16 protein-coding genes are annotated in these 26,032 nt (G+C 45.1%); 12 read left to right on the top strand and 4 right to left on the bottom strand.

The genetic code is table 11. The features are described 5' to 3' along the window. Positions 1-48 precede the first annotated feature (48 nt). Positions 49-1,902: a right-handed parallel beta-helix repeat-containing protein gene (locus tag QNH46_RS21935; protein ID WP_283926005.1), complete on the top strand. Its 1,854-nt coding sequence runs from the start codon at positions 49-51 to the stop codon at positions 1,900-1,902. Positions 1,903-2,094: 192 nt separating this feature from the next. Then, positions 2,095-2,307 (top strand): hypothetical protein, encoded by a 213-nt coding sequence (locus QNH46_RS21930; RefSeq protein ID WP_283926004.1) that lies wholly within the window; start codon positions 2,095-2,097, stop codon positions 2,305-2,307. 515 nt (positions 2,308-2,822) lie between these two features. Here the strand turns inward: QNH46_RS21930 and QNH46_RS21925 are convergent. Both QNH46_RS21925 and QNH46_RS21920 read right to left on the bottom strand, forming a co-directional pair. Then, positions 2,823-4,568, bottom strand: coding sequence for a cellulase family glycosylhydrolase (locus QNH46_RS21925; RefSeq protein ID WP_283926003.1), 1,746 nt, complete (start codon positions 4,566-4,568; stop codon positions 2,823-2,825). A 420-nt stretch (positions 4,569-4,988) separates the two neighbouring features. Then, positions 4,989-6,338: a transcriptional regulator gene (locus tag QNH46_RS21920; protein ID WP_283926002.1), complete on the bottom strand. Its 1,350-nt coding sequence runs from the start codon at positions 6,336-6,338 to the stop codon at positions 4,989-4,991. Positions 6,339-6,712: 374 nt separating this feature from the next. Here QNH46_RS21920 and QNH46_RS21915 point away from each other — a divergent pair, with 374 nt between their 5' ends. Continuing rightward, the gene (locus QNH46_RS21915) at positions 6,713-9,295 is read left to right on the top strand and encodes a U32 family peptidase (RefSeq protein WP_283926001.1); all 2,583 of its coding nucleotides are present in this window, start codon (positions 6,713-6,715) and stop codon (positions 9,293-9,295) included. A 965-nt stretch (positions 9,296-10,260) separates the two neighbouring features. On the opposite strand, the gene QNH46_RS21910 is transcribed toward QNH46_RS21915, so the two are convergent. Beyond that, positions 10,261-10,899, bottom strand: coding sequence for a hypothetical protein (locus QNH46_RS21910; protein ID WP_283926000.1), 639 nt, complete (start codon positions 10,897-10,899; stop codon positions 10,261-10,263). Positions 10,900-11,206: 307 nt separating this feature from the next. On the opposite strand from QNH46_RS21910, the gene QNH46_RS21905 reads away from it, so the two are divergent. The 6 genes from QNH46_RS21905 (at position 11,207) to galU (ending at position 17,418) form a co-directional block, all read left to right on the top strand. Continuing rightward, the gene (locus tag QNH46_RS21905) at positions 11,207-11,407 is read left to right on the top strand and encodes a hypothetical protein (protein ID WP_283925999.1); all 201 of its coding nucleotides are present in this window, start codon (positions 11,207-11,209) and stop codon (positions 11,405-11,407) included. Positions 11,408-11,594: 187 nt separating this feature from the next. Further along, positions 11,595-13,229 (top strand): helix-turn-helix domain-containing protein, encoded by a 1,635-nt coding sequence (locus QNH46_RS21900; RefSeq protein ID WP_283925998.1) that lies wholly within the window; start codon positions 11,595-11,597, stop codon positions 13,227-13,229. A 145-nt stretch (positions 13,230-13,374) separates the two neighbouring features. Beyond that, positions 13,375-14,379, top strand: a complete 1,005-nt coding sequence (locus QNH46_RS21895) for a FecCD family ABC transporter permease (protein WP_283925997.1) — start codon at positions 13,375-13,377, stop codon at positions 14,377-14,379. Between the two features lie 2 nt (positions 14,380-14,381). After that, on the top strand, positions 14,382-15,407 hold the full coding sequence (locus QNH46_RS21890) for a FecCD family ABC transporter permease (RefSeq protein ID WP_283925996.1): 1,026 nt from the start codon (positions 14,382-14,384) through the stop codon (positions 15,405-15,407). A gap of 17 nt (positions 15,408-15,424) precedes the next feature. Further along, positions 15,425-16,390: an ABC transporter substrate-binding protein gene (locus QNH46_RS21885; RefSeq protein WP_283925995.1), complete on the top strand. Its 966-nt coding sequence runs from the start codon at positions 15,425-15,427 to the stop codon at positions 16,388-16,390. A 134-nt stretch (positions 16,391-16,524) separates the two neighbouring features. Beyond that, positions 16,525-17,418 carry a UTP--glucose-1-phosphate uridylyltransferase GalU gene (galU, locus tag QNH46_RS21880; protein WP_283925994.1) on the top strand — a complete coding sequence of 298 codons (894 nt, stop codon included), beginning with the start codon at positions 16,525-16,527 and terminating at the stop codon, positions 17,416-17,418. An 86-nt stretch (positions 17,419-17,504) separates the two neighbouring features. Here galU and QNH46_RS21875 read toward each other — a convergent pair whose 3' ends face one another. Then, positions 17,505-19,961 (bottom strand): O-antigen ligase family protein, encoded by a 2,457-nt coding sequence (locus QNH46_RS21875; RefSeq protein WP_283925993.1) that lies wholly within the window; start codon positions 19,959-19,961, stop codon positions 17,505-17,507. 52 nt (positions 19,962-20,013) lie between these two features. Between QNH46_RS21875 and QNH46_RS21870 the strand changes: the two genes are divergently transcribed. The 3 genes from QNH46_RS21870 to QNH46_RS21860 are packed head-to-tail and all read left to right on the top strand — an operon-like array spanning position 20,014 to position 26,028. Beyond that, on the top strand, positions 20,014-20,847 hold the full coding sequence (locus QNH46_RS21870) for an ABC transporter permease (protein WP_347342935.1): 834 nt from the start codon (positions 20,014-20,016) through the stop codon (positions 20,845-20,847). Between the two features lie 18 nt (positions 20,848-20,865). Then, entirely contained in the window at positions 20,866-21,606 is a 741-nt protein-coding gene (locus tag QNH46_RS21865) for an ABC transporter ATP-binding protein (protein WP_283925991.1), read from the top strand. A gap of 15 nt (positions 21,607-21,621) precedes the next feature. After that, a complete protein-coding gene (locus QNH46_RS21860) occupies positions 21,622-26,028 on the top strand; it encodes a glycosyltransferase (RefSeq protein ID WP_283925990.1) in 4,407 nt (1,468 codons plus the stop codon). Positions 26,029-26,032: the final 4 nt, after the last annotated feature.

Here is a 26,032-nt window from a genome sequence, read left to right as displayed (position 1 = left end):
AAGGTGATCTGTACATAGACAAAATGATAAAAAGGAGAACAAACAGTCATGAAAAACCATCAAGAAATGAAGCATTACTCGGAGCAGGAAGCTAGTTCTATTAAAAAGGTGGAGACAGAGAGAAATACGGCATGTTATGTGCTTGATCCCGTGGAATGGGGCATCCATACAAACGGCACCGAAGCGATAAAGACGACAGAAGGCTTAAATGCGGCGCTTGCTTATGCGAAAAATGCTGGCTACCCTGAGGTGTTTATCCCGAAGGGAATTTATTTGATCCATGGCGTTGGCAAAAACGAATTTGCTCCGGAGAGAGAAGCGGGTGTCAAAGTTCCTTCCCACATGAAGCTTACACTGGATTATGAGGCTGAATTGAAGGTAGAGCCCAATAGTTCAAAAGGCTATTCCTGTATTTACCTTCGCGAAGTAGAGAACGTATCTATTTCAGGGGGGATTCTTACTGGCGACCTCGATGAACATGTTTTCAGCACAGATCCTATAAAGACGCATGAATGGGGATTTGGAATTTACCTTCATGGCAGCAGAAACGTTTCTATCGAGAATATGAAAATCAGAAAATTTACCGGGGACTGCATTTTCCTAGGTTCAGTAGGTGTGCTGGGCATTGATCCAGACTATGCAGAACCGGAAAAAGTAACGATTCGGAATTGCTCGCTGGATGGAGCACGGCGAAACAACATCTCGATTACGGCTGGTGAGCATATTTTAGTAGAAAATAATGAAATTACGAATGCAGGCACGGTAAAGGGCACCATGCCGAAAGCTGGCATTGATATTGAAGGATATGGCGAGGGGGATATCGATTATGAAGTCCCATGCAAGATCGTCGTGAGAGGGAACTTCTTCCGTGGTAATTTCAGATCGTCCATTCTAAATTTCAACGGTTATGAGGTGGTGATTGAAGGCAATCACTCCGATAATACCATTTCATATGGCAATGGAACGGATACGGTAATTAGTGGGAATGTGCTAGTGAGGACAGATGGGACACTTACGGCAATTGCTGGACAACGGGTGTCGCAAGGATTCGATGGTAACAATGTAACGATTGTCGGAAATATTATTAAAGGCTTCGGGAGCGGTATCGATGCCCGCGGAAAGGACGTGGTTGTGACAGGCAACACGATCTCCCATTTGGGTGATACAAGCGGCATAGGCATTGATGTATGGGAGGCGGAGAATATATGGGTTGCAGATAATGCCGTTCATCGTAGTCAAGGACTAGCTTACAGAGTAGATAGCAGTAAAGATGTACAGCTCTTGAACAACAAGGCATTCCAATCGGGGCGGTACGCCGTAGAAGTGGATAAGTCTACAGAGGTTATTTTGCGAGGCAACGTATTCAATCAGTGTAAGGGCGGCATTCAAATAACCAACCGTGGAAAAAAAGATACGCAGGTTTTGGCAGAAGGCAATCATATTGATTTTACTGGATATACGGGACAGCCTGCATATGCGATCAGCTTTGATAAAAATAGTGATGTCGAGCTTAAATCAAACTATATCAAAGGTACGCGCAATGTAGCTATTTATGGGGAGAACACGGCGGGTAGAGCTGTTAAAGTTGCGGATAATGAAATTACCGCCAGTCTCAGTGCGACTGCGGCGATCCAAATAGACGGCGGCCAGTTTGGCGAGTTTGTTGGCAACCGTATTACCTTTAATCGAATGGCAACCGGAGGTTACGGTATCATCCTGAAGAACAGCGAGAATGCGATTATTGCTCAAAACTCGATTTATTCAAACACGGGTCATGCGTTATCCGGTTCGATTGTGACGGAGCACTCCAAAGCTACAAAAGTGTTAAACAATTTAGCGGTTAAAGGGAGTATGAAATTGAACACGGATACGGATATGGATCGTGGAAATATGGTTGTTTGAGTTTTGTTGATTGAGCAATTACAATAAAGTCAAGGAAATCAGCCACTACAACTCCGTGAAAAAACGCTTAAATATTGTCTAAATTGTGACAAATTCATTTTTTATTTGCTGTTCCCCTTGCATCCAAACCCTGGGGAAGATAACATATAGGGAGATGTGTATATACGTGATTTTTAAGAAGGGGGTTACGGCATGCGACTGCTCGCAGAAGCGGCAGAGAATACATCAAACTTCAACGGGTTCGATATTTTTATGCTGCTGTTTACAGTAATTATTTTTATCGGCGTGGTTCGGCTGATGGTCGCTCGTCCGAAGAAGAATTTGTTTGCAATCGGTTTCGGCATCGTAAGTTTGCTCGTTTTCCTGGCATCGGATGCTGTGATGATCAGCGGCTGGTTTAAATAAATACAAAATGAGCAGAAGACACTTTGTTTCGTTACGGGAACAGGGTGTTTTTTCAATTTCATGTGAGATGAGAATTTTGGAAGTCGGTACCCGTGGGTTCATAAATAACACACACAAACGGCAGGGATGCCATTTGTGTGTGTTTGGCAGGTGGAGGAAGCATTCGCAGGTTAGCGTTGTCCGTTAGTCCGTAGCCCGTCAGTCTGTTAGTGCGTTAGCCCATTAGCCCGTTCGCCCGATACCCCGAGTCTAACGAATGTCAGCCACGCTATTTGCGGTTTAACTGCTGTTTGGAGCGGTATAGACTGAAATAACGTTCCCTGGGTTCGTTATATTTTCACAGGGGTGATTTTTCTACAAATAGCGGTTGTGAGATTCGTTAGGAGGTCTCGGTCTCAGTCTTACTGCTCGGTCACGGGGCTTGCAGGCTCAGTATCACAGTTTGCAGGCCGCCTGTAATCAGCAGTAATCAGTCATTGTCGCTGGTGAGATGCTGAGCGATTTTTCTTGAGAATTTAGAAATCATTAACCGGCAGCCATTCCAGCCAATCGATGACGATAGTGCCGCTTATCACCTCTATTTTTAACTCGAACTCTCCGCTGGCGGGTATCGTCTGCTGCCCCGCCGAGATGATGCTCCAATCTTGGGAAGACACGTTGATGGTTTGGTGCCTATCGCGATCCGTATGCACAACGAGCTCAGCAATCTCGTCGATACCCTCGTGAGTACCCTCGTCAGCGCTCTCGGTCAAGGCGCGCAGTTTGATTTGCAGCGTGTAGGCGGCGGGAGACTCACACAAGAACGGGTATGCGACCCAATCTCCCGCAGTAAGAGTCACGCAGAGGCGATGCTCTTCGTTCCATTCCTCTTCCGGCTTCAAATGATAATTTGGCGTACCTTCCTGGGCCATGAGGAACCCGACGCGGATGCCGTCACCTGGACGAAATACGTTAGGCTGCTCCTTGGAAGTTGAAGCTCCAAGGCCGGCTTGCTCGGTACGCTGGCAGGAGCATAGCTCGGTGATCCTTTCACTGTCAGCTGCGACGCCCCAGCTAATGTCTTGGCCCCGATGTCCATAATGCTCGGCAGGCATGCGAAGCGGCAGCTTACGCTGAACGGCTCGCAGCACGCTTGGGAGATAGTCGCAGTTGCCAATCAGAATGTTGTCCAGGTATTCGTTAAGGATGGCTGCTGAAGCTGCTTGATCCGGTTTCTCGCCGCTGCCTTCCACATAGTTCAAAATAAGATCCCAGTGATGTGGCCGGCGGATGGAGCAAGGGGAGTTAGCTGTGTCGAGTTTTTTCCAGGTCCAGAAGTTCCATGAAATATGATGATCCTCATATAAACCAAAGGCTCCGGCATACCAGCCCAAGCTGTTCTCACCGCCTTCACCCATGTATATAGGCATGTTCAGCATTTCCCGCTTCTCTAAATACGGGGCGATTCCTTCCTGGTCAGGACTGCTCCAGTACTTGTGGAATTGCAGCAAAAGATTGTCGTCGAACATTTCTTCGGCGGTAAACATCGACCAGTCGGTCGCCCAATGGGCGCCTTCAATGATAATCATATGCTTGTCGTCGACTTCACGGATCGCGGCGGTGATTTCCTTGTAGAGCGGCATGAGCTTGTCGTTATGCATGTTGAACCATTCCGGAAGCGGCTCGTTCAGCAGATCGTAACCGCCGACGATCCATTCGTCCTTGTAGCGTTCGGCCAGCATTCTCCACAGCTCGACGGTACGCCGCCAGTAATCCTCGTTAGTGAACAGCTCGGGCTGATCATGTTCGGAGTCGTCGATGTTCGCTCCCGTTTGCCCGCCTGGTGCTCCGTGCAGATCAAGGATGACGTACAGGCTGTATTTTTTGCACCATCCAATAAAACGATCGATTAAAGCGAGGGTGTCCGGGTTGAATCTTACAGGATCGCCCTCCTCCAGCAGCCAGCGCGCATTGATTGGCAGTCGAATGGAGTTCAAGCCCTCCGCGGCGATTTGGCGCACGTCATCCTCGGTTATAAACCGTTCGCGAAACGTAACCCAAAACTCCTTGGCAGCGGACTCTCCGATCAAGTCCGTGACGAGCTTCTCGATTCGTCTTGGCCGATCGGCGTTTGTCGGCGGGAACTTCCACATATAACCTTCCGGCAGCAGCCAGTTTCCCAGCCCCACGCCGCGCAGCAGCAGCTCCTGCCCGTCTCCGTTCACAATTCGCTGGCCTTCGGCACGCAAGTAGCCTTTTACCCGTCCATCGTCTCTGTACATTGCTTGCTCACACCTTTCGGTTGAAGTTGAGGTAGTAAAAGTGGACATTCAGCCTTAATATAGTCCTAAGTTTGCCGGTTTGGGTAGGTCTCGAATTTCGGGTACGATTTTTCGGGTGGAAGAGAAAAGGACTCCTGTATTCTACAGGAGCCAATGGTATATATTTTATGTAGACTAGGGCTATAGATCGGCAAATGTGCTATACAGTACCTAGAACGTTGTGGGCAGGGTATAAGGAAACCCACCGCGTAGGATTTGTTCCTAACGATGGGTTTGTCAGGTGCGCTTACACTTTAATAAAGCAACTGGGAAAAATTCTTAGAGCGGATATAGCTCTATGCACCATGTTGTAGAAAATAACTGCTGATAACATTATCATTTGTCGGAAGTTGAATAGGGAGGAGCAGGGCAAATACAAAGCTAACTGTCAAAAGAGGTATCAGAATTTTTTTCTTCATTTTCATAGACTCCTTTTATTATAGTTTTATATGTTAGCAAGGTTTCTTGGGATGCCATATCTCTATATTGTTCAAATAGCCCCATACATTTAATTATGCATTTTTTATTGTAAATGGAAGAGGATATATCGAGACTTTTTAACAAATACCCGAACCCAGTATTGTAATCATGTTTACTTAAGTAATAGTAGCCGAATTTATATAGTAATTGAGAAAAAAAGTTTTCAATAAACTGGGTTTCGTATAATTTAGCAGGTATTTCCTGATTGATATAACTAGTAATTTCAGACTCGAATTTTTTGAGAATTTCATCCACATTAAAATGATGCAGATTAGCCGCCTCCAGGATGTTGTATAGACCTGTCATAAGTTCATCTTGTTTTTTGTCGATATATGCAACGTACTCCGGGAGTATACTGGTATCTCCAGTCATTAGCTTAATCACATATGTGTTGGCCTTCGCCCATCCCATAAAGACAGTTATCCAGTGCCGGGTGTTGTCATCATCTTCTTTAACCCAGCTAAAATCGGCATAGTAGGAGGTATATTGTAGTGCCTGCTTATAATCTCTTCGTGAATCACAAGCATCAGCGTGAAATAGATTGGCTAATGCTATATATGTAAACAGCGGTCTACTTGGTTTAGATTTTTCTTGAATCTTTACAGGTCGAGCAGTGAAGTATAGCGATTTGGCCAAATGACTTAGTCTACTAGCTATCACATCTACTTTATCCCACTGATTTAAAGAGCGATATATATTACCTAAGTCTCTCAAAGCATCTAATTGATCAAGTTCATCCAACCGATCTACATAGGGCTCGAACAGGATAGCTGCTTTATAATTATCCTCTTGGTTGCTTCCCAAACGAATTGAGAATAATCGATATTGGCAGAAGGCGAGCCGTTCTGAATGCTGATGCTTCTCGCTTAATGCCACATTTTCAAACAATAGTTCTGCTGCTTTGCGCTTGTTCTGCTGGTAAAGGTCTTCCGCTACCTCGAATAGAAGGGGAGAGTACATCAGATTATCCATTAACAAACTGATCACTTGCTTTATACAGTCCAATTTATCGAGGTCTGCACAGCGGTATAAGAACGGCTTGAATCTTCGCCAGTTGGGGATGTTTTGGCTCAAATGGTCTTTAATATATTGCTCGTAAAAATATCCCTCAGGGTAATTCATGACCCTTGTAAGGCGATCCAAATGATCTACTGTCAATGTTTTGTGTTTATTTAATATGGAACTCAGTGTGCCTGCGTTAATATTGGAACTGCTTGCCAATTTCCTTAGATTCATATTTTCCTGGTTCATGAAATCGACGATATGCTGGAGAACTGAAGATGTATAGCTCATGCAAATCATCCTTCTTCAGTATTTCTTGTCAAACTGTAAGTGTTTAGAAAATGGAAAGGCCCTTGTCTTTAAAATATGTCTTTTTATTCTTTGATTTCTAGTATATTACAAATATAAACAATATTTGATGATTGGTCAATTTTATTTAATAAGATGTTTATATTATGTCATAATTTAATCTCAAGCTATACGAAAGAAGTTCATCCTTTGGAAGGGATTAAAGCTAGAGTCTGCAGGGAATGTCTGATAAAATAAATAAGTTATCGTCGTTTCAATTTAAATTTAAGGGAAATCAATATACGAGGGCCGATCGGCCGCTCGGGGAGGAATATATGAGCAGCACAACATTAACGCGGCAGGACGTGGAACTCTTGGCGCCGGCGGGCGATTGGGATTGTATGCGGGCCGCGGTGGCGAATGGGGCGGACGCGATTTTTTTTGGAGTCGAGAAATTCAACGCCAGAGCCCGGGCGAACAATTTTCGCATGGACGAGCTTCCGGAGATTATGGCCTTTTTGCACAGCTACGGGGTTAAGGGATTCCTGACTTTTAATATTCTCGTATTCGAGGATGAGCTGCGGGATGCGGCGGAGCTGATCGAGGCCTGCATCGATGCGGGCGTAGACGCGGTGATCGTACAGGATTTGGGACTGGTCAAAATGATCCGCGAAATGTCGCCGGACTTTCCGATTCACGGCTCGACCCAGATGACGATTACTTCGCCGGAAGCAGTCGAGTTCACGAAGCCATGGAATATGGAACGTGTCGTGCTGGGCCGCGAGAACAATTTGAAGCAAATCCAGAAAATCGGGGAGCAGGCGAAGCTGCCGATGGAAGTGTTTGTCCACGGGGCGCTTTGCGTGTCGTATTCGGGACAGTGCCTGACCTCTGAAATGTGGGGCGGCCGCTCCGCAAACCGCGGGGAATGCGCCCAGGCCTGTCGTCTCCCGTATGACCTGATGGTGGACGGAGAGCAGAAGCCGATGGGGGATGTGGCGTATTTGCTGTCTCCCAAAGACCTGGCGGCGATTGACTTGATGCCGGAACTGATTGAGGCGGGTGTGACTTCTTTTAAAATCGAAGGCCGCTTAAAAAGCCCGGAATACGTAGCTAACGTTGTGAGCAAATACCGCAAGGCGATTGACCGTTATTTTGACGGGGAGGATGCCCGTCCGTCGAAGGAAGAGGTCCGTGAGCTGCAGCAGAGTTTCTCGCGCGGTTTTACACACGGCTTCCTGGAGGGCACGAACAATAAGAAGCTCGTAGAGGGTACGTTTCCGAAGAGCCGGGGCGTGTATTTGGGCCGAGTGGAGCAGGTGCTGCGCGACGGCGTGGTCTGCCGCCTGGAGGCTCCTGTGAAGCGCGGAGACGGGATTGTTTTCGATGCCGGGGATCCGACGAAAAAAGAAGAAGGCGGACGTGTCTATGATTTGCGCCGCAAAGGTGTGAAGCTGGAAGGCGAGGCGGACGAGAAGTGGATCGTCGATATCATCCCGGGACGCAATGACGTCGATCTGCGCAAGGTTCACGTCGGCGACCGCATTTGGAAGACGAGTGATCCCGCGCTGGATAAAAGACTGCGCCAGACGTTCGAGACGGACAAGCCATACCGGGTATTCCCGGTGCATGTCCGCGCTACAGGGCGGGCTGGCGAGCCGCTGGCCACCTTCTGGACGGATGTGCAGAAGGGAACAACGGTGCGCGTCGACTCCGAGCTGCTGCTCGAGACGGCGCAAAAACGGCCGATGGACGGTGCCCTGCTCGAAGAGCAGTTCGGCCGTCTCGGCGGCACGCTGTTTCAGCTCGAGGAGCTGGATGCATCGCTGCATGGCGATGTGATCCTGCCGATGCGAGAGCTGAACAGCATCCGCCGGCGCGCAGTGGAGCTGCTCGCCGGCGAACGGCCAAAGCCGCCCGTTTATGTGAAACGGGCGGACGCCGCCACCGCCGCCACAGCTGTGGCGGCGGGAGGCGCTGGCGCACCACGCGCAGCGGGTGCGCCCGAAGGCGGCGGCGCGGGCTTGGCCGCGCGCCGCGCTTTGCGCGGTGAAGCGGAGCTCACCGCGCTGTGCCGCAGCCTGCCGCAGGTGCAGGCTGCGCTGGAGGCCGGCGTAGGGATGATCTACGCCGACTTTGAATTCATCAAGCAGTTCCCGGCAGCGGTGGAAGCCGTTCGGGCCGCGGGCAAGCGAATCGCGCTCGCGACGCCGCGCATCCATATGCCGGGCGAGAACGGCTACCATAACAACATCCTGCGCCTTGAGCCCGATGCGGTGCTGGTGCGCAACACCGGGGCGCTGTACTATTATCTGCGCCACCGGCAGGAGAATCCGGACGCGAAGCATCCGCAACTGATCGGCGACTTCTCGCTGAATATTGCCAACCACAAGACCGTGGAGCTGTTTCTGGAGACCGGCTGCGATATCGTTACGCCATCCTACGATCTCAACATCCAGCAGATGGTGGATTTGCTGGGCAACAGCCAGAGCCTGGCTGGTAATATGGAGATCGTCATTCACCAGCATTTGCCGATGTTCCATACGGAGCATTGCGTCTACTGCACCTTCCTGAGCGAGGGTACGGACTATACGAACTGCGGCCGCCCATGCGAGCAGCATAGAGCATCCCTGCAGGACCGCATCGGCATGTCCCATCCGGTTCGTGTCGACGAAGGCTGCCGCAATACGGTATATAATGCGATCGAGCAGTCGGGTGCGGAATATTTGCGGAACTTCCTGGAGCTTGGGGTACGGAGCTATCGTGTCGAATTCTTGGAGGAAACGCCGGAGAAGGTGCACGAGGTCATTCGTCTCTACACCCAGGCCCTGCGCGGTGAAATTAGCGGCACCCAGGTATGGAAAACGCTCAAAGCGACGAACCAGCTCGGCGTGACGCGTGGACAGCTGATCAAGTAAGCTGGCTGAAGTTAACAAGCCAACTAAGTGAAGTGAACTGAAGTTAATAAACAACTAAGTAAAATGGGCGGCTACTCAAGCCAAGTGCACGACGAAGGGCGAAGCTAGCCGACTGATCTATAGGAGTAACTAACCAAAGCCCCTCTGACGCTTCGTAATTAAGCGGAAGAGGGGCTTTTAGAGTTGATATAATGTTGAAATTTTGGAACTTTCGTCTGTTCTTGTCGCTGGAACTTATTAAGCAAGTTCTGCAGTGATAAGGCCAGGTGTTCCCTGTGTGGGCTTATCCCACATGCACTTCGAAGGAGGCAACCGCCTGTCAGCTAGTCTAACGAATCTCAGCCACGTTATTTGTACATATTTGCGATTATTTTGAATTTAACGGTTATCATCCACTCTATTTACGGTTTATCTGCTGTTTGGGGAAGTGAAGTGTAAAATAACGTTACCTGCAACCGTTACATTTACCCAAGGGCTTATTTTAACCAAATAATGATTGTGAGATTCGTTAGAGAGTCGCGGTCAAGGTCAGGATCACGGTCACCATCAGGGTCTAAGCCTTGGTGTCGCATCTCTCCTCGGAGTCCTGTCTTACTGTCGCGCCCCGGTGTCGTATCTCAGTGCTTCGTCTCAATGTCACGTCCTATGTCTTACGTGTGTCTCGTCTCGTGCCACAGTCTAGGTCCAGATCTCGCGTGTGTTACGCCTCGTGCCACAGTCCACGTCCGAGGTCTCACGTGTGTCTCACCTCGTGCCACAGTCTAGGTCCAGATCTCACGTGTGTCTCGCCTCGTGCCATAGTCTAGGTCCAGATCTAGGCGCCTGCCTCATTCTCACTCTATGTCCTGCCCCGGGTGCTTACAAGTTCACTCTCATGTTTCACGACTTGCGCTCAGCAGCAAAGTTTTGCTACAAGATGGCGAAGTCTCTACCTTACGATGAGCGTCCCCAAACATCTACCACAATTATAGTGTGGCAATGATTTTACCTGCAGAAATGGCTGTGGTATAGTCGGCGGGCGTTCCGGTATGGTCATAACCCGTCGGCCAGAATATCGTAGCTTCCGGCGGAGAAGAATTCGCCGCCGACAACGTCGTCCAAGTGTCGCTGCTGTCCTTGTAGCTGAAGCAATCGCACACGACGGCGTCGTGGCGGGTCGTCCATTCCGGAAGCGGGTCAGGCACAATCTCGAATTTCTGATCACAAGCGGCAACAACAAGCCTGGCAGTGGTCAATGCACCGAAGGGTTCATCCTCAGCCAGGAAGGTCTTCACGACCTCGCCGGCAACCTTGAACTCCAGCTGGCCGTCGCAATTCAGGGATAGTTCGATCGGCACCACCGATCCTCCCTTTATCATCCAAGGCCCCCCATCGTTGGCAAATCCGGTATTCCAGAACCAGTGCCAGTTGTCATTTGCTGCTTCTGCGGGTTTGGTGGATAGTCCGCATTCGTAATGGACATTTGCGCCAAAGACACCCAAGTAGAAGTTGATGAAGCCTACATTTTTCTCGAAAGTTGCGCTCTTGGGAAGCTGAATGGTAGTTCTTAGCCCATACACACCCACATCCGTTGACCAACGTAGGACTTTTGCATACTCTTCCATAACTACAACCTCTTTTCGTATATTTTTGGGGATAAAAGAGGACAAGCCATCGTCATGCTGAGGAAGTATTGTCCTCTCATGAATATAGGTAGTTTTTACAGAAGTTTTACAACCGGATTATTCAAAAATTTCAAAAAGAACCTCCTATCAGATGAATCCCATTTCCAAACATTTGGTGAACTTGCTTCCCAAACGTCTGAGAAAGCCTCTGATTTTTTCATCGGAAATTTGCATTCGTGATATAATGTAAGCGTAACCAATATATAAACGTTCGTGTTGTTCATTCATACAAAGGAGGATGAATTTCATGTTCGAAGGGTTCTTGGAAATGCAGGCCGTGGTTACTCGCGTACATGAGAAGCTGGGGCTTGGCGGGGAAGCGGAGTACCGCAAGCTGGAATTTGGTGCAGAGCGCTTTCTGCACGCGCCGGAACCAGGCAGACATCATCCGAGCCAAGAGCAGGAGCAGCCTGGTCGTTTTTCTATTCGGAAAATTTGGAGTCAGTAAAGCAGCAGTAAGACCCGAAACTTAGGAGCGGATTTGCTGCAAAGATTAGGGCATTGCAATTCAGCAGCAGACGGTGATCCTCATCGAAAGAGGAGCCGTCTTTTTCGTGTCTTCATCCATATGGTATAATCATTAGTTGATAATGATAATTATTATCATAAATCTAGCTAATGGAGCTGACACGGAAATGAAACAAAGAACGATGAATGCGGAAGCCTTTTTACATAGCGTCTTATATGAGATTGAAGCAGTGTTCCAAAGCACGGTGCTCCCGGAATGGGCAGACGGGCAGCGGGCTTTGAACCGCCATTTGCTGTTGTTTATTGAAAAGGGGAGGGGAGAGCTTATCGTTAATGGGGCTGCCTCCCCGTTTAAGCATAGATCATTGCACATCTACCCTCCAGGCACAATGCTGGAAATGCGGATGAAGCAAGCAGGAAGGGCTGCGCTATATGGCGTTGTATTCAATTTGTTCAAAGAGACAGAGAATACGGGCAGTTGCAAGCTCTGGAACAGAGAGATTGGCTTGCCCCTGCAGGGCGATATAGAGATTTCTGATGATCGGTTCCTGAGCCTGCTCCAGCTACTGGTCTCCTTAGGAGATGAAGCCGTGAACAAGAAGCGTTATATCGCCCAGCAGTATTTACAGGATATGCTGGAGATCCTGCTAGCTGAGGCTCAGCCTGCCGCCGCAAATGATTTGCAGCAGCGCATCAAGGCTACTTTGGAATACATGCATGCTTATTATCATGAGGATATTCGGGTCGACAAGCTTGCAGCCATAGCCCGGCTTCATCCTTCTTATTATTCCCGGGTGTTCAAGAAGATGATGTTAAAATCTCCAGTGGCATACTTGACGGATCTTAGAATGAACAAAGCTAAGGAGCTGTTATTGACGACCGATAAATCCGTTCGTGACGTGGCGGCTGTTGTAGGGTATGGCGACGAGTTCTATTTCAGCCGGCGTTTTAAGGACACCAGCGGGTACTCTCCGACATTTTTTACCCGGAAAAAAGAGTTAAAGCTGATTTCGCTATCCTCCCCCTATACCGACCATTTGTATACGCTTGGCTTGAAGCCGTCCGCTGCTCAGCTGCATCGGCATATTCCCCTTTCTGCCAAACCGCTCCAATTGCCGGAGCATGCCTCCGATTCATGGGATATTAGTCGACAAATCTTTCTGGAGGAAGCTCCGGACCTGATTGTGTGCAAAGATAATGTGCTGCATCATGCGCGGGCACATATTCACGATATTGCGCCAATCATTGCAATTCCGTGGGCGAGCAAGGATGTTTATGCGCATTTGCTGGAAATCGCTAAACTGGTTGACAGAAGACAGGCTGCAGCGGCGTGGCTGGACTACCACGAGCAGACCGCGGTGAGATTACGGCAGATGGTTCGGCAGACCATCGGCAGAGCTGTGGTAACGATTTGCGTGTACCGTGGACAGGAACTGCGAGTTTATGGGGCGAGAAATATCGGCCATGTGTTTTATAGATCTCTGCAGCTAGCACCGCCGGATCGGGTTCGCGAACAAATGGAGCCATACCCGGAAGGAACGGGCTTTACCTGGATGCCCATCACGCCGGATGAGCTCAAATTTTATGAGTCGGATCTACTGTTCATCGCAGTTGAAAAGGATAGCGATCGGCAGCAGGTCCTGAAATGGCAGCGGACGAATCCTTCGTGGATGAATCATCCTGCGGTGAGGAGAAAGCGCGTGTATTTTTTGGATCGAGATATGTGGATGAACTATGCTCCGTATGCCATCAATCTGCAAATGGAGGAACTGGAAATGTTCTTGCATCAAGGGCTGAGATAGAAAAGTCCATATTCTAAGTTAGAAAAGGTCATGGTAACGCCAACGTTTTCAATTATAATTAACATTCGATAATGATAATCAATATCAATTTATATACGAAGTGCGACTACAAACGAAAGAGGGGAGACTTTTCGTAGCATAGATGATGACTTGGAAAAAAACGCTGGCAACCTGCATTTATTTCATAGCTGCTATTGCAGGACTAGTCTTAACCATTGGCTTGGCCATTTCTTACGGAGCCAAGGAAATGACATTGGCAACGGTATGGGAGGCCGTATTCCGTTACGATCCGGCTGCAACCTCTCACCAAATTATACATGGCTTAAGGCTGCCGCGCGTCATAGGCGCAGTAGTTACGGGGATGGCCCTAGCTGTTGCGGGGGCGGTTATGCAGGGGGTAACGCGCAATCCGCTGGCTGATTCAGGGATACTTGGCGTAAATGCCGGCTCGGCTTTCGTAGTTGCGTTAAGCTTTGCCATTCTTCCCGGGCTGTCCTACTCCAATTTAATTTTGTTGTCCTTTGCCGGGGCAGCGTTGACGACGCTTCTTATTGTCTTGCTCGGCTCATCGGCCCCGGGAGGATTAAGCGCCTTGAAGCTGACGATCGCGGGGGCTGTCCTGGCGGCGATCCTGCATGCGTTAAGCTCTGGGGTTGCTATTTATTTCGGGCTTAGCCAGGATCTGGCTTACTGGTATGCCGGAGGCGTAGCAGGCGTCACTTTGGAGCAGCTGCAGGTGTTTGCACCTGTTGTACTGACAACGGTTTTGCTGGCGGGCATTTTGGGTCGTTCGATTACGTTTCTGTCACTCGGTGAGGAATCTGCCGTCAATCTTGGAATACATGTAGGCCGGGTACGGCTGTTCAGTATGGCCATTGTGGTTATATTGGCGGGAGCGGCCGTGTCCGTAGCCGGATCCATCAGCTTTGTCGGCCTTGTGATCCCTCATATTGCCCGGCGTTTTGTGGGAGTAGATTACCGAGTCCTAATTCCATTTTCAGCGATTCTGGGAGCGATATTGCTCGTATGGGCCGATTTTGCTGCACGGATGGTTAATTCTCCGCGGGAGCTGGCGATCGGTACGATGGTCGCCTTGGTGGGCGTTCCCTTCTTCCTTTACTTGGCGCGTCGGGAGAGGAGGAGCATTTAATCATGAGTACAAGCCATATTGTCCAAAAGAGGGCTGGAAGAGCACTTTATATCAGCGCGGTATTCATGATACTAGCCATCATTGTCATATGGATCAGCCTGAACACAGGCAGCATGCGGCTATCTCCGGCGGAGATTTGGCGGACCTTGCTGGGCTACGGTACGCCGGAAGAGAAGATGGTGTTATTTGAATTTCGCTTACCGCGGATTATCGTAACGATGCTGGCGGGCATCGGCCTAGGCGTATCGGGCGCTATATTGCAGGGGGTATCCCGTAATTCACTCGCTGATCCCGGAATATTAGGAATTCATGCAGGAGCGGCACTAGGGCTTATGGTGTTCATATCGTTTTTTCGGACGATGGATAGCTCGGCGGCCTTAATGATCCCGTTGTTCACCTTTGTAGGGGGCGTGATGACAGCGGTAATCATTGTTGCGCTTGCTTATAATCAACGCGAGGGAATTGCGCCGATTCGGCTTATTCTAGTCGGCATTGCGGTAGCGGCAGGCATCCATGCGGTTACCCTGGTGCTATCTTTGAAGCTTGATCCTGATATATATGCCTTTGCTGCGCGCTGGTTAGCGGGCAGTGTATGGGGAAGGGATTGGGTGCATGTTTGGGCTTTGCTGCCCTGGATTGTGCTGCTCGTGCCCCTTGCTTATATGCGTTCCAGAACGCTCGACATTTTCGCGTTAGGCGATGACATCGCCGCTAACGTCGGAAGCCATGTGACCCGGAACCGCATCGTGATGCTGGCTGTGGCCGTGGCTCTGTCCAGCGCCAGCGTATCTATGGTGGGTGGGATCGGCTTTATCGGACTGGCCGCACCGCATATTGCCAAACGGCTGGCTGGGCCTCAGCATCGGCATTTTCTGCCGGTGGCTGCTTTGGTTGGACTGATTATTCTGGTAGCCGCGGACACGATTGGACGCTCCGTTTTTCAGCCTAACGCTGTTCCGGCCGGTATCGTGGTTGCAGTTATTGGAGGACCCTATTTTTTGTACCTGTTATTTAAAACTAAAAACTAGACTTGGAGGAACCATACATGAAACAAAAGCTACTATTTATTGTTACCATGCTTCTGCTCATTTCGCTAGTATCCGCTTGCGGCCAAAGTCCGCAAGCGGACAATTCAAGTTCTAACTCGGCGACAACTACGCCTGCGACTTCGACCGCGATTACGGCTGTACCGGACGTACTTGTTCACGATCCAGATGCTAGAATCGCTTCAATGTCGATTCATATTACGAATAACCTGCTTGCGATCGGCATCAAACCTGCTGGTTCTGTTATCGGCGGGGATGTCAAAGACTTTCTGCCGCATGCTGCCGACAAATTGGAGGGAGTAGTCAAACTTGGCGTGGTTACGGATCCGGACATGGAGGCGGTACTGGCTTTGAAGCCGGATTACATATATATTGATAAAGTATATTCTGGTGAGGAGCTCGCCAAGTATGAGAAGATTGCTCCGACGATCGTCATCGATATGGATAACGGAACATGGCAGGATCATTTGAAAACTATTGCGACCCATGTAGGGCGTGAAAAGGAAGCAGATAGCTTTATCCAGGCGTATGATGAAAAGGCCACGCGGGTCAGCAGTCTCATTCAGACGGAACTGGGTGCAGACGCGAAAGTAATGGCTATACGCATGACGGCCAAGGAGCTGCGGGTTATGGGGACAAGACGCCCGCTAGGACCGATCATGTTCGATGATCTTAAGCTGAATATGGCTAACGGGGTAGAGAAGATTCCTGCGGCGGAGCCTTATGAGGTTATCTCTAAGGAGGTTCTGCCGGATTTCGATGCGGATGCAATTTTTGTCATTATTAGCAAAGGCAATGAGGCGAAGAACAATTTCGATGAATTGGAGAAAAATTCGGTATGGCAAAATTTGAAGGCCGTAAAAAATAATCACGTTTATGTTCTTGACGGCCAGAAATGGCTGGATTATTCAGCGCTTGGTCACGACATGGCTCTTGATGATGCGGAAAGACTGTTCAGTAAATAATATCGACGGTTCCCCTAGTTGAATCTGGGGGAACCGTTTTGGTTTAGATTTAGGCCAGAATTAACGTACATGCCCATTTTTTGTGTATAATAGGCATATGTTATTTCAGGTCTTTATTTAGAAGGGGATTCGGGATGAAGATACGTAAAGCCATTATACCTGCGGCAGGATTAGGAACGCGCTTCTTGCCGGCAACGAAAGCAATGCCTAAAGAAATGCTGCCGATTGTGGATAAACCGACAATTCAGTATATCGTCGAAGAAGCAGTGGCCTCGGGCATCGAGGATATTATCATCGTAACCGGCAAGGGCAAGCGTGCGATCGAGGATCATTTTGATAATTCGTTCGAGCTTGAATTTAATTTGCACGAGAAAGGCAAGTGGAAGCTGTTGGAGGAGGTTCGTAAATCCTCGGAGATGGCGGACATCCATTATATTCGGCAGAAGGAGCCGAAGGGGCTGGGGCATGCGATTTGGTGCGCGAGAAAGTTCATTGGAGACGAGCCGTTCGCCGTACTCCTCGGGGATGATATCGTTGAATCAGAGAAGCCTTGCCTAAGACAAATGATCGAAGTATATAATGAGCAGAAATCATCCATCGTAGGCGTTCAGCCGGTGCCATGGAGCGAAGTGTCGCGTTACGGCATCGTGGATGGCACGGAAATCGGAGATCGTGTTTACGTAGCTAATCAGCTAGTAGAGAAGCCGGAAATGGAGAAGTCTCCGTCCAATTTGGCCATTATGGGAAGATATATTTTAACCCCTGCCATCTTTGGCATACTGGAGGAGCAGCGTGTCGGCGTAGGCGGTGAAATTCAGTTAACGGACGCGATATCCAGGCTTAAAGAATATGAGCAAATCATTGCTTATAATTTTGAGGGAATCCGCCATGATGTGGGCGAGAAACTAGGATTCATTGAAACGACGATACACTATGCCTTGCAGAGCGAAGAGTTAAGAGATCAGCTGCTGGAGTACATGGCGCAGATTATCGACCGAAGCGAACAAGCAAAAACGGCCTCTCGTTAAACGAGAAGCCGTTTTTTTTAAGCTTAGAGAATTTACAAAATTTCAGCGAAGCTGAACCATTACGACGATAGTCGTTTTTCTTATGCCTAGAATTGCAGTTTTGCGAGCTGATCGATGGAATCTTTCTCCATAGGATCAATTTGGATGAGCTGGTCGTAAACGGCCTGATCGCTTGCTCCGGTTTTCTGCAATGCAGCCAAATACCAGACGGCGATTTCTCGAATGGTTGAATCATGCAAGTCTCCCGTCAGGCCATTTTTCAAAACAGCAGCTGCCTGCTCCGGATCATTCATCATAAAATGCATCTTACCGGCACTTAATGCCATTTGCGGTGTAATATAGAACTCTCCGCCTTGGAATTGTCCCGGAGGGAGGGTTTTTAAATGCTCGACTCCCTCAACCACATGCTGGTAAGCATTTAGCCCAGTTTTGAAGTACTGCTCTTTTTCGGCGATATTTGCCTGGCCGAGTGCCTGATAACCGAGCTCATAGGATTGATAGATCAGTTGATCATACCAATTCATGTCCCAGGCATACTTGTCTGCGTTGTCTCTATATATAGCATACGCCTGCTCGTCTTCTCCCTTTAGCTGGTGCAGGGCGATAAGCTGGTTATAGATGTTTTTATTAAATGGTTCCTTTTTCAGGGCATTCGTTAGTAAATCATAGCCTGCCGTATAGAAAGTCTCATCCTGCGTTTGTTCATATCCTGCTTTCAGCAGCACGGACATATTCAGTACAGCATCCGGCTGGTGGGCACGTTTCTGAAGCGCACGATCCAGCGGTGCTTTGATCTCCTGGAAGTCGGAGCTTGTGCTCAGGAGTTCGCGTCCTCTAGTTACTTCATCATTGGCTTGAATGTAGCGAATCGAGGTAAAGATGAGTACGATTGAAGCGATGACCGCCACTGCGCTATACAACCCGCGAGCTGCGGATGGTTTCAAGGCTAGGCGCTTCACGGGCTTGTTATCCATCGCTGCCGCCATGCCGGCCAATCCCAGGAATACGATAATACCGATATAAATGTAACTCATATTGAAGTCCATCAAGCTGTGAATGAACAACGAGAATACGAGGATGAAGTAAATGAAATGAGATTCGCGCTGTTCTTCTGATGAACGAATATAACCTTTAATATATTTGTAGAAAATAAACAGAATGAAAGCCATAAATACCGCAAAGCCCAAAATCCCGACTTCCACTAAATACTGCATAACAAAGCTGTGCGCCTGCCGGCTGAGATAAGGGTTGTTCTGGTATTTTTCATATAAAGCAGCCCATGCTCCACCGCCTGCACCGATGACAGGATAGTCCTTCATGACTTTAAGGGCATCTTTATAGAAGGTTAGACGCTCGAGCACACTGTGCTGCTGGAAGTTAATGTTCTCGAGGCGCTCGCCGATATTGCCCGGCAATAGATGCTTGGCATTTGTTCCAAGGAAAACTGCTGCAATAATGACAACCGCTACGATGGAGCCGATCGGCAGCCATAGGTTAGACAGCTTGCGCACAGACAAGCCGCTCAGGCGCTGTTCCAGCTTAGGAGCCAGGAAACGCTGGATCAGCCAGGCCAGAGCTGCAACGATAATGGATACGGCCAACACGTAACCCCAGCCTTTGGCTGGATCATGGATGAGACCTTGGTGAAATTGCTGTCCTAACTCAGTTACAGGTTTCGCAATTAGCAGTGTACCGATGCCGGCAATCAAACAGTACAGAATCCAAAGAACCTGCTTTGCCGGTTTTAAGAATAGCAGAAGTACGATAAATACGACCGGAAGGAAAACTAAACCACCGCGTGATAGAGTCAGCAGGATGGAAAGCGCCATCGGTACGAGCATGAAGCCATGGACCGCTTGCTCATACCATTTCCGGGAACGCGTAATGGCGAACACCGCAACAAAGAAGAAAGCCATCAGGAAGGCGGCATATGTATTCGGATATTGGAACACCGATGCCAGCCGCGGACCGTTAGCGTCAATCCAGACAGCCTGGTTATATTCTCCATTAAATACTGTGCTCGAAAACCACCCGACTAGGGCTGAGACCGTTCTACCCTGGCCAAGCCAATTCAGCAAACCAAACATAACGATGATGTAAGCGGCAGTAATCGTCGTTATTTCGACAAACCGGTTGCCCTGTTTATTTTGCAGCAAATATAGGCCTATAATAAATACGATGGCGTACAGGCACTGGATAAGCACCATGTTCATTGCAAAATAATGGGAGGCCGCTGATAGCAGCGAGAGCAGGTACGTGATAGGCACCAGCAGCACAAAGGCGGCTGTCCAACTGCGCTGATCGTCTAGTTTAATATTTTTGTAGTAAGCGGCAAGCCAGATCAGCAGCAGGAAGCTGCCGATAATGACAGACCAGTAGATCGGCTTCTCAAATTGTAGAATGAGGCCGTTGAATAAGCCGGCCTGAAAGGGCGCCCAGATCATCAGAATAACAATACCAATCTTTAACAGCCAATTTGCGACGGACAATTTCTCTCCATTTCTCGACGCTGCGGCCTTTTTCCCGTATACTGGATTCGACAAGGTTACAATCTCCTTTGCTTGTAGATACGGTAATTATTTTAGCATAGGTTCTATGGTAGAGACCAGTTTCAATAGATTATTCAATGAAATGATGAGGTATGAGAAGCTCATGAGAAGCTACGTTAATAACTTTCTGAAGTATAGGCATTTTCTTAAAGAATTAGTGAAGAAAGACTTTAAATTTAAATACAGACGGTCGAGACTTGGTGTTTTATGGAGCCTGCTGAATCCTCTGTTAATGATAATGGTGCTATCAATCGTTTTTTCGACATTGTTTAACCGCCATATTCCAAACTACATTTTATATTTGTTAACAGGGAAACTGATGTTTGACTTTTTCTCAGAATCAACAAGTTCGGCAATGAGGGCAATTAACGGGAATGCCGCTTTAATTAGAAAAATTTATGTACCGAGGTACTTATTCCCGATTTCTAAATCTGTTTTTTCATTAATTAATTTAGCTTTTACATTAATTATACTATTCGCGATTATGATGGTCTCTAATATAGACTGGTCTTGGACAGTCCTTCTTTTTCCTCTACCTATAATATATTTATTTGTATTTGCAGTCGGTTTTGGGCTTTTGTTATCGGCATATGCTGTGTTCTTTAAAGATTTAAATCATTTATATGGCGTAGTCACAACAGCATGGATGTACTTAACCCCGATTATTTATCCGATTGATATTATTCCTGATAAATATAGGACCGTTATTGAAGCGAATCCTATGTATTACTACATTAGCTTATTCAGAGATATCGTATTGAATGGAAATTTTGGCGATTTGAACACTCATTTGATATGTATGGGAGTATCATTGTTGTCGCTAGCTCTAGGACTTTTTGTTTTCCAGAAGAAACAGAACGACTTTATACTATATCTTTGAGGAAATACGAGGGAAATTATGAATAGTGATCATATAGTAATAGATGTCGCTGATATCTCAATGACCTATCGGATGTACAAGGAAAAAGTTGACTCCTTAAAAGAATACTTCGTTAAGATGGTTAAGCAGGAACTGCAGTATAAGGAATACAAGGCACTAAGTAATGTTTCTTTCCAGGTTAACAAGGGAGAAATCATGGGAGTCATTGGATTGAATGGCGCAGGCAAAAGTACCTTGTTGAAAATTGTAGCAGGTATTCTGAAGCCTACTGCAGGGAGTATTAAGGTTCACGGGAGAATGGCTCCTCTTATAGAGCTTGGAGCAGGCTTTGACGAGCATTTAACGGGTAGAGAAAACATATACCTGAACGGTTCTCTTCTTGGGCATTCTAATAAGTTCATGAAAGAACAAGAGGCTGCAATTATTGAATTTGCAGAGTTGGGAGAGTTTATTGACGTTCCTATTAAGAATTACTCTTCAGGTATGAAAGCAAGGCTGGGATTTTCAATAGCTACCTGCATAAATCCTGATGTTCTAATTGTTGATGAAGTATTATCTGTAGGCGATTTTAAGTTTCAACAGAAGTGTCAAGCTCGCATGCAGGAATTGTTGGGTGGGGGTACGACGGTGCTTTTTGTTTCGCACTCGCTTGGCGAGATTGAAAAATTGTGCAATCGAACCGTTTGGCTGGAAAAGGGCGAGCTTAAAATGATTGGTGAAACTGTAGAAGTTTTAGAGAAATTCAAGAATCAGGGATGATAAGGAGGATTTGGAGTGAATAGATTTTGGAGTAGTGTAATTCAACCAGTGCTTAATTTGAGCAAATCAAAAAAAATAGTTGAAATTGGTAGCTTTAGTGGCATAAATACAAGAGGATTAATTGAATATATAAATGAGAATGATGGAGTACTTTATTCCATTGATCCGTCTCCACAATATGATGTCGCTTCCTTAAAGGAGGAATATGGGGAAAAATTTGAGCCTATTAATGATTTGAGTATTTCAGCTCTTCCTTTAATTAAAGAATATGATGCAATTCTTATTGATGGTGATCATAATTGGTATACAGTTTATCATGAATTGAAGATTATTGAACAGACTTTTAGAAAAAGTGAAAAGGAATTCCCTGTAACATTTTTACATGATATTGATTGGCCTTATGGTAGAAGGGATATGTACTATAATCCAGAAAATATTCCTGGCGAGTTTAGACAGCCATATAAAAAAGAAGGGATTAAGCCTGGACAATCTTCTCTATTACCAACTGGATTAAATTCTCAAATGTATAATTCTATATATGAAAACAATCCTCGAAACGGCGTACTCACGGCAATTGAAGATTTTCTGGAAGAAACTCAGTTTGAACTTAAATTTTTTAAATTACATGGGTTTTATGGATTAGGAATAATTATTCCGGCATCTTTTCAAGTAGTAATTGATTTTTTGAATGAAGGTTCCTTTATTGATTCTATGATTTCAAGACTTGAAGAGGAAAGGGTTAACCGAATTATCCAAATTAATGATCTGAAAAGTGAGTTAAAGTCTGCAAAAGATAAAAATGATTTACTAAATAATAAACTGGATATCAAAAGTGCTGAAAATGAGGAGTTATCTTTTAAATATAATGAATTGACTAAAAAGAATTATGAATTGCTTGAACAAATAGATAGCTTATCTAAAAAAAATATAGAGTTGATAGGGAATTTGAAAAAGGCAGAACAGGATATTATTAGTGTTAATAATAACATTGAGAAGATAATAATTGAGAAAAATAGACTTCATGAAAGTGAGAAGCATTATCGGAATGCAGCACGTATTCATGTTTCTTCAATTAGATACCAATTGGGTGACACTTTGGTCAGTTCAGTTCAACATCCAAAAAAATTGCTGAAGCTTCCCAAAAATATATTAAAAATTATTAAGGATGCAAAAAAAAAAAGAGGGAAAAAAAACCTAATTGAATTAAAGGATGAACTTAACAATCATCCAATAGTAGTAGGGAATACCCAAAACAAGAAACGAACAAAAATAATTGATAAATATAATAGTAATCATATTAAAGAATTTTTTGATGTTAATATTGTATCAATAATTATACCTGTCTATAACGCTTATGACGACTTTACAAGGTGTATAGAAAGTATTTTAAAGTATACCAATATACCATATGAATTGATTATTGTTAATGATTGCAGTACAGATTTGAGAATTAAAGAATACCTTGTTTCCTTAGCTCAGAATGAACGTATTAAGATCATTGAAAATGAATCTAATAAGGGTTACGTCGAAAGTATCAATATAGGAATTAATGCCTCACAAAATGATGTAGTATTACTCAACAGTGACACTATAGTAACAAATCGCTGGTTATTAAAGTTAAAATTGGCAGCATACTCTGAATCAAATATTGGTACGGTTACCCCATTTTCTAATGCAGCAGGGGCGTTTTCTGTTCCTTTAATTGGTGAAGTTAATGAAATACCTAATCATCTAACAATAGATAGTATGGCAAAATTAGTGGAGGGAAATTCCGTTAATAAATACCCAAAAGTTCCGACTGGAAATGGATTTTGTATGTATATTAAACGAAAGTTAATTAATGAGATAGGTGGAATGGATTCTATTCGTTTCCATAGAGGTTATGGTGAAGAAAATGATTTTTGCATGCGTGCATTGAAATCAAATTGGTATAATATTATTGATGACAGCACGTACATTTATCATAAGAGAAGTGCTTCTTTTTCAGACGAAAAACAAGAATTAATTAAGAAAAATAGAGCGATTTTAGATGAATTGCATCCGGAATACACTGGGCTTGTGAGCGAGTTTGTTAATTCCTCTGATTTGAATAGCATAAGGGAAGATATAAACAAAGCTATTGAGAATCCATCAACCAGTGTGTTAAATAACCACAAGAGAGTTTTATATGTGCTGCATCAAGGGTCGGGCGGAACACCTAATACTAATAAAGATTTGATGAATTATATTGAAAAAGAATTTGATTGCTTTGTATTGACATCAAACACAAAAAAAATAAAATTATTTTCCTTTTCTAAAGGAGAATTTAACCTTATCCAGGTTTGGGAGCTTTCTGAACCGTGGAAAATTACTGATTTTACCCGATCAGATTATGAGAAAATTTATTTTAACATACTAACATTCTACAATATTGATCTGGTTCATATCAGACATCTATTAGCTCATTCTTTTGATATTGCTTATTTATCTAACAAATTAGGGCTTAAGGTAGTGTTATCTTTTCATGATTTTTATTTTGTATGTCCCTCTATTCACTTATTAGATAATGAAAATGTATATTGTGCTGGTAAATGTACTAGTAGTAAAGGAGCCTGTCAAATTCCTTCTAACTGGGTAAAGGAAGGGTTGCCTGAGTTAAAGAATCAATGGATACACATCTGGAGGGGAAAGGTTAATGAATTAATTGAACAATGTGATGCATTTGTAACCACTTCTAACACCTCTAAGCAGGTGTACACTTCTAATTATCCTGCTTTAGAGAATAAGAATTTTATTATTATCGAACATGGGCGAGACGAACAGATTCAAAAAGATGTTCGATCAGAATATTTTGAATTTCCTAAGCCTCAAGAAGCAACACCAATTAAAATTTTATTACCGGGTAATATTGATAATCACAAAGGTTCTGAATTTATAAAAGCACTGAAGGAACAAGATGTGAATAACATTCTCGAGTTTCATTTTTTGGGGAAAATAAATAATGATTTGGCAACATATGGTGTTAATCATGGCGTTTACAAGAGGGATGAATTTTACTCGATTGTTCATCAAATTAAACCTTCATTTGTAGGGATATTTTCAATTTGGCCTGAGACCTATTGTCACACACTAAGTGAAGCATGGATATGTGGTATTCCGGTATTAGCAACTCGTATTGGAACTATTGAAGAGAGAATATTAAAAACTGGCGGAGGCTGGTTAATAGATTTTAATGATCCGAAAAAGTCTTATGAAGAAATTATAAAAATCTCAAGAGACAAAAATGAATATGAACGAATGGTTGCTATAGTAAATAAAATTGAACTAAGAGATGCAGAAGAAATGTCGAGAGATTATAGCTTTTTGTATAAAAGTTTAATTTATTCGCCTAGACTCAAGAGGGTTGGAGTATTTACTAAAAGAGGGAAAAGGGGGTATTTCAATCCCTCAGGTTATATTAGATTGATACTTCCATTAACTCATCCAAGTGCTAAAGAACGTTTGCAGTTAGAAGTTTTAGATGATGGCATAATAGATAGACCCTCTAAATTAGATATTTATGATGTAATCATAGTACAAAGAGATTGTTTAGAATATGAAGCCGCTCAAAAATTAGTTGAAAACTGTAAAACTAGACAGATTGCTCTGGTTTTTGAAGTGGACGATGATTTCTTGTCTATCGATCAGCAGCATCCAGAGTTTGATTTATATCGAGACAAAATAAAGACAATAAGATATTTATTAGAGGCTGCTGATATTGTGACAGTATCCTCAGAAGTACTAAGAGAGAAATTTATTCCTTATAGCAATAATATTTATGTGCTTCCGAATGTAGTAGATGAGAGAATCTGGTTTCCTGCACCGCGCAACGCAGCTAAAAATATTAATACTTTAGATAAAATCATTGATATTGTTTATATTGGTTCCAATACTCACTCAGCGGATCTTCAATTAATTCAGCCTGCAGTAGAGAAGATTATGAATTGGGGTAAGGAAGAAGGGTACTCTATCAAATTCTATGTTATTGGAGGAGATAGAGAAGAAAGAGAATGGTATAATAAAATTATTGTTCCTAAAGGAATGGAGAATTATATTGATTTCATTAAGTGGGTTAAAAATACAAATAATTTTACTTTTGCATTAGCACCTTTAGTTGATAACAAAATTAATAATGCTAAAAGCTATTTAAAGTATCTTGATTATGGAGCGTTAGGTTTGCCAGCACTTTATTCTGATATAGAACCCTTCAGATTGGTTGTGAATAATGGTGTTAATGGATTTTTATGTAATGATACAGATGGATGGTTTGAATCTATGAAAGATATAATTCAAGACTCTGACTTAAGGAGTAAATTTATTTCAAACATCCAACTTGATATTAAAGAAAAACATTTATTGAAAGATAATTATTTACAGTGGGTAAATCTAATATGCGGAGATTAATACC

Origin of the sequence: Paenibacillus woosongensis (assembly GCF_030122845.1) — a bacterium.
Lineage (GTDB): Bacteria > Bacillota > Bacilli > Paenibacillales > Paenibacillaceae > Fontibacillus > Fontibacillus woosongensis_A.
The sequence above is the reverse complement of the archived record's forward strand: the minus strand, read 5'-3'. Positions and strand labels throughout refer to the sequence as shown.

Excerpts from the sequence above, each read along its gene's own strand:
- QNH46_RS21935 (WP_283926005.1), top strand. The coding sequence starts at position 49 with ATGAAAAACCATCAAGAAATGAAGCATTACTCGGAGCAGGAAGCTAGT.
- QNH46_RS21870 (WP_347342935.1), top strand. The coding sequence starts at position 20,014 with ATGGTAGAGACCAGTTTCAATAGATTATTCAATGAAATGATGAGGTAT.
- QNH46_RS21885 (WP_283925995.1), top strand. The coding sequence starts at position 15,425 with ATGAAACAAAAGCTACTATTTATTGTTACCATGCTTCTGCTCATTTCG.
- QNH46_RS21865 (WP_283925991.1), top strand. The coding sequence starts at position 20,866 with ATGAATAGTGATCATATAGTAATAGATGTCGCTGATATCTCAATGACC.
- QNH46_RS21895 (WP_283925997.1), top strand. The coding sequence starts at position 13,375 with ATGACTTGGAAAAAAACGCTGGCAACCTGCATTTATTTCATAGCTGCT.
- QNH46_RS21900 (WP_283925998.1), top strand. The coding sequence starts at position 11,595 with ATGAAACAAAGAACGATGAATGCGGAAGCCTTTTTACATAGCGTCTTA.
- galU (WP_283925994.1), top strand. The coding sequence starts at position 16,525 with ATGAAGATACGTAAAGCCATTATACCTGCGGCAGGATTAGGAACGCGC.
- QNH46_RS21910 (WP_283926000.1), bottom strand. The coding sequence starts at position 10,899 with ATGGAAGAGTATGCAAAAGTCCTACGTTGGTCAACGGATGTGGGTGTG.
- QNH46_RS21890 (WP_283925996.1), top strand. The coding sequence starts at position 14,382 with ATGAGTACAAGCCATATTGTCCAAAAGAGGGCTGGAAGAGCACTTTAT.
- QNH46_RS21925 (WP_283926003.1), bottom strand. The coding sequence starts at position 4,568 with ATGTACAGAGACGATGGACGGGTAAAAGGCTACTTGCGTGCCGAAGGC.
- QNH46_RS21905 (WP_283925999.1), top strand. The coding sequence starts at position 11,207 with ATGTTCGAAGGGTTCTTGGAAATGCAGGCCGTGGTTACTCGCGTACAT.
- QNH46_RS21915 (WP_283926001.1), top strand. The coding sequence starts at position 6,713 with ATGAGCAGCACAACATTAACGCGGCAGGACGTGGAACTCTTGGCGCCG.
- QNH46_RS21930 (WP_283926004.1), top strand. The coding sequence starts at position 2,095 with ATGCGACTGCTCGCAGAAGCGGCAGAGAATACATCAAACTTCAACGGG.
- QNH46_RS21920 (WP_283926002.1), bottom strand. The coding sequence starts at position 6,338 with ATGAACCAGGAAAATATGAATCTAAGGAAATTGGCAAGCAGTTCCAAT.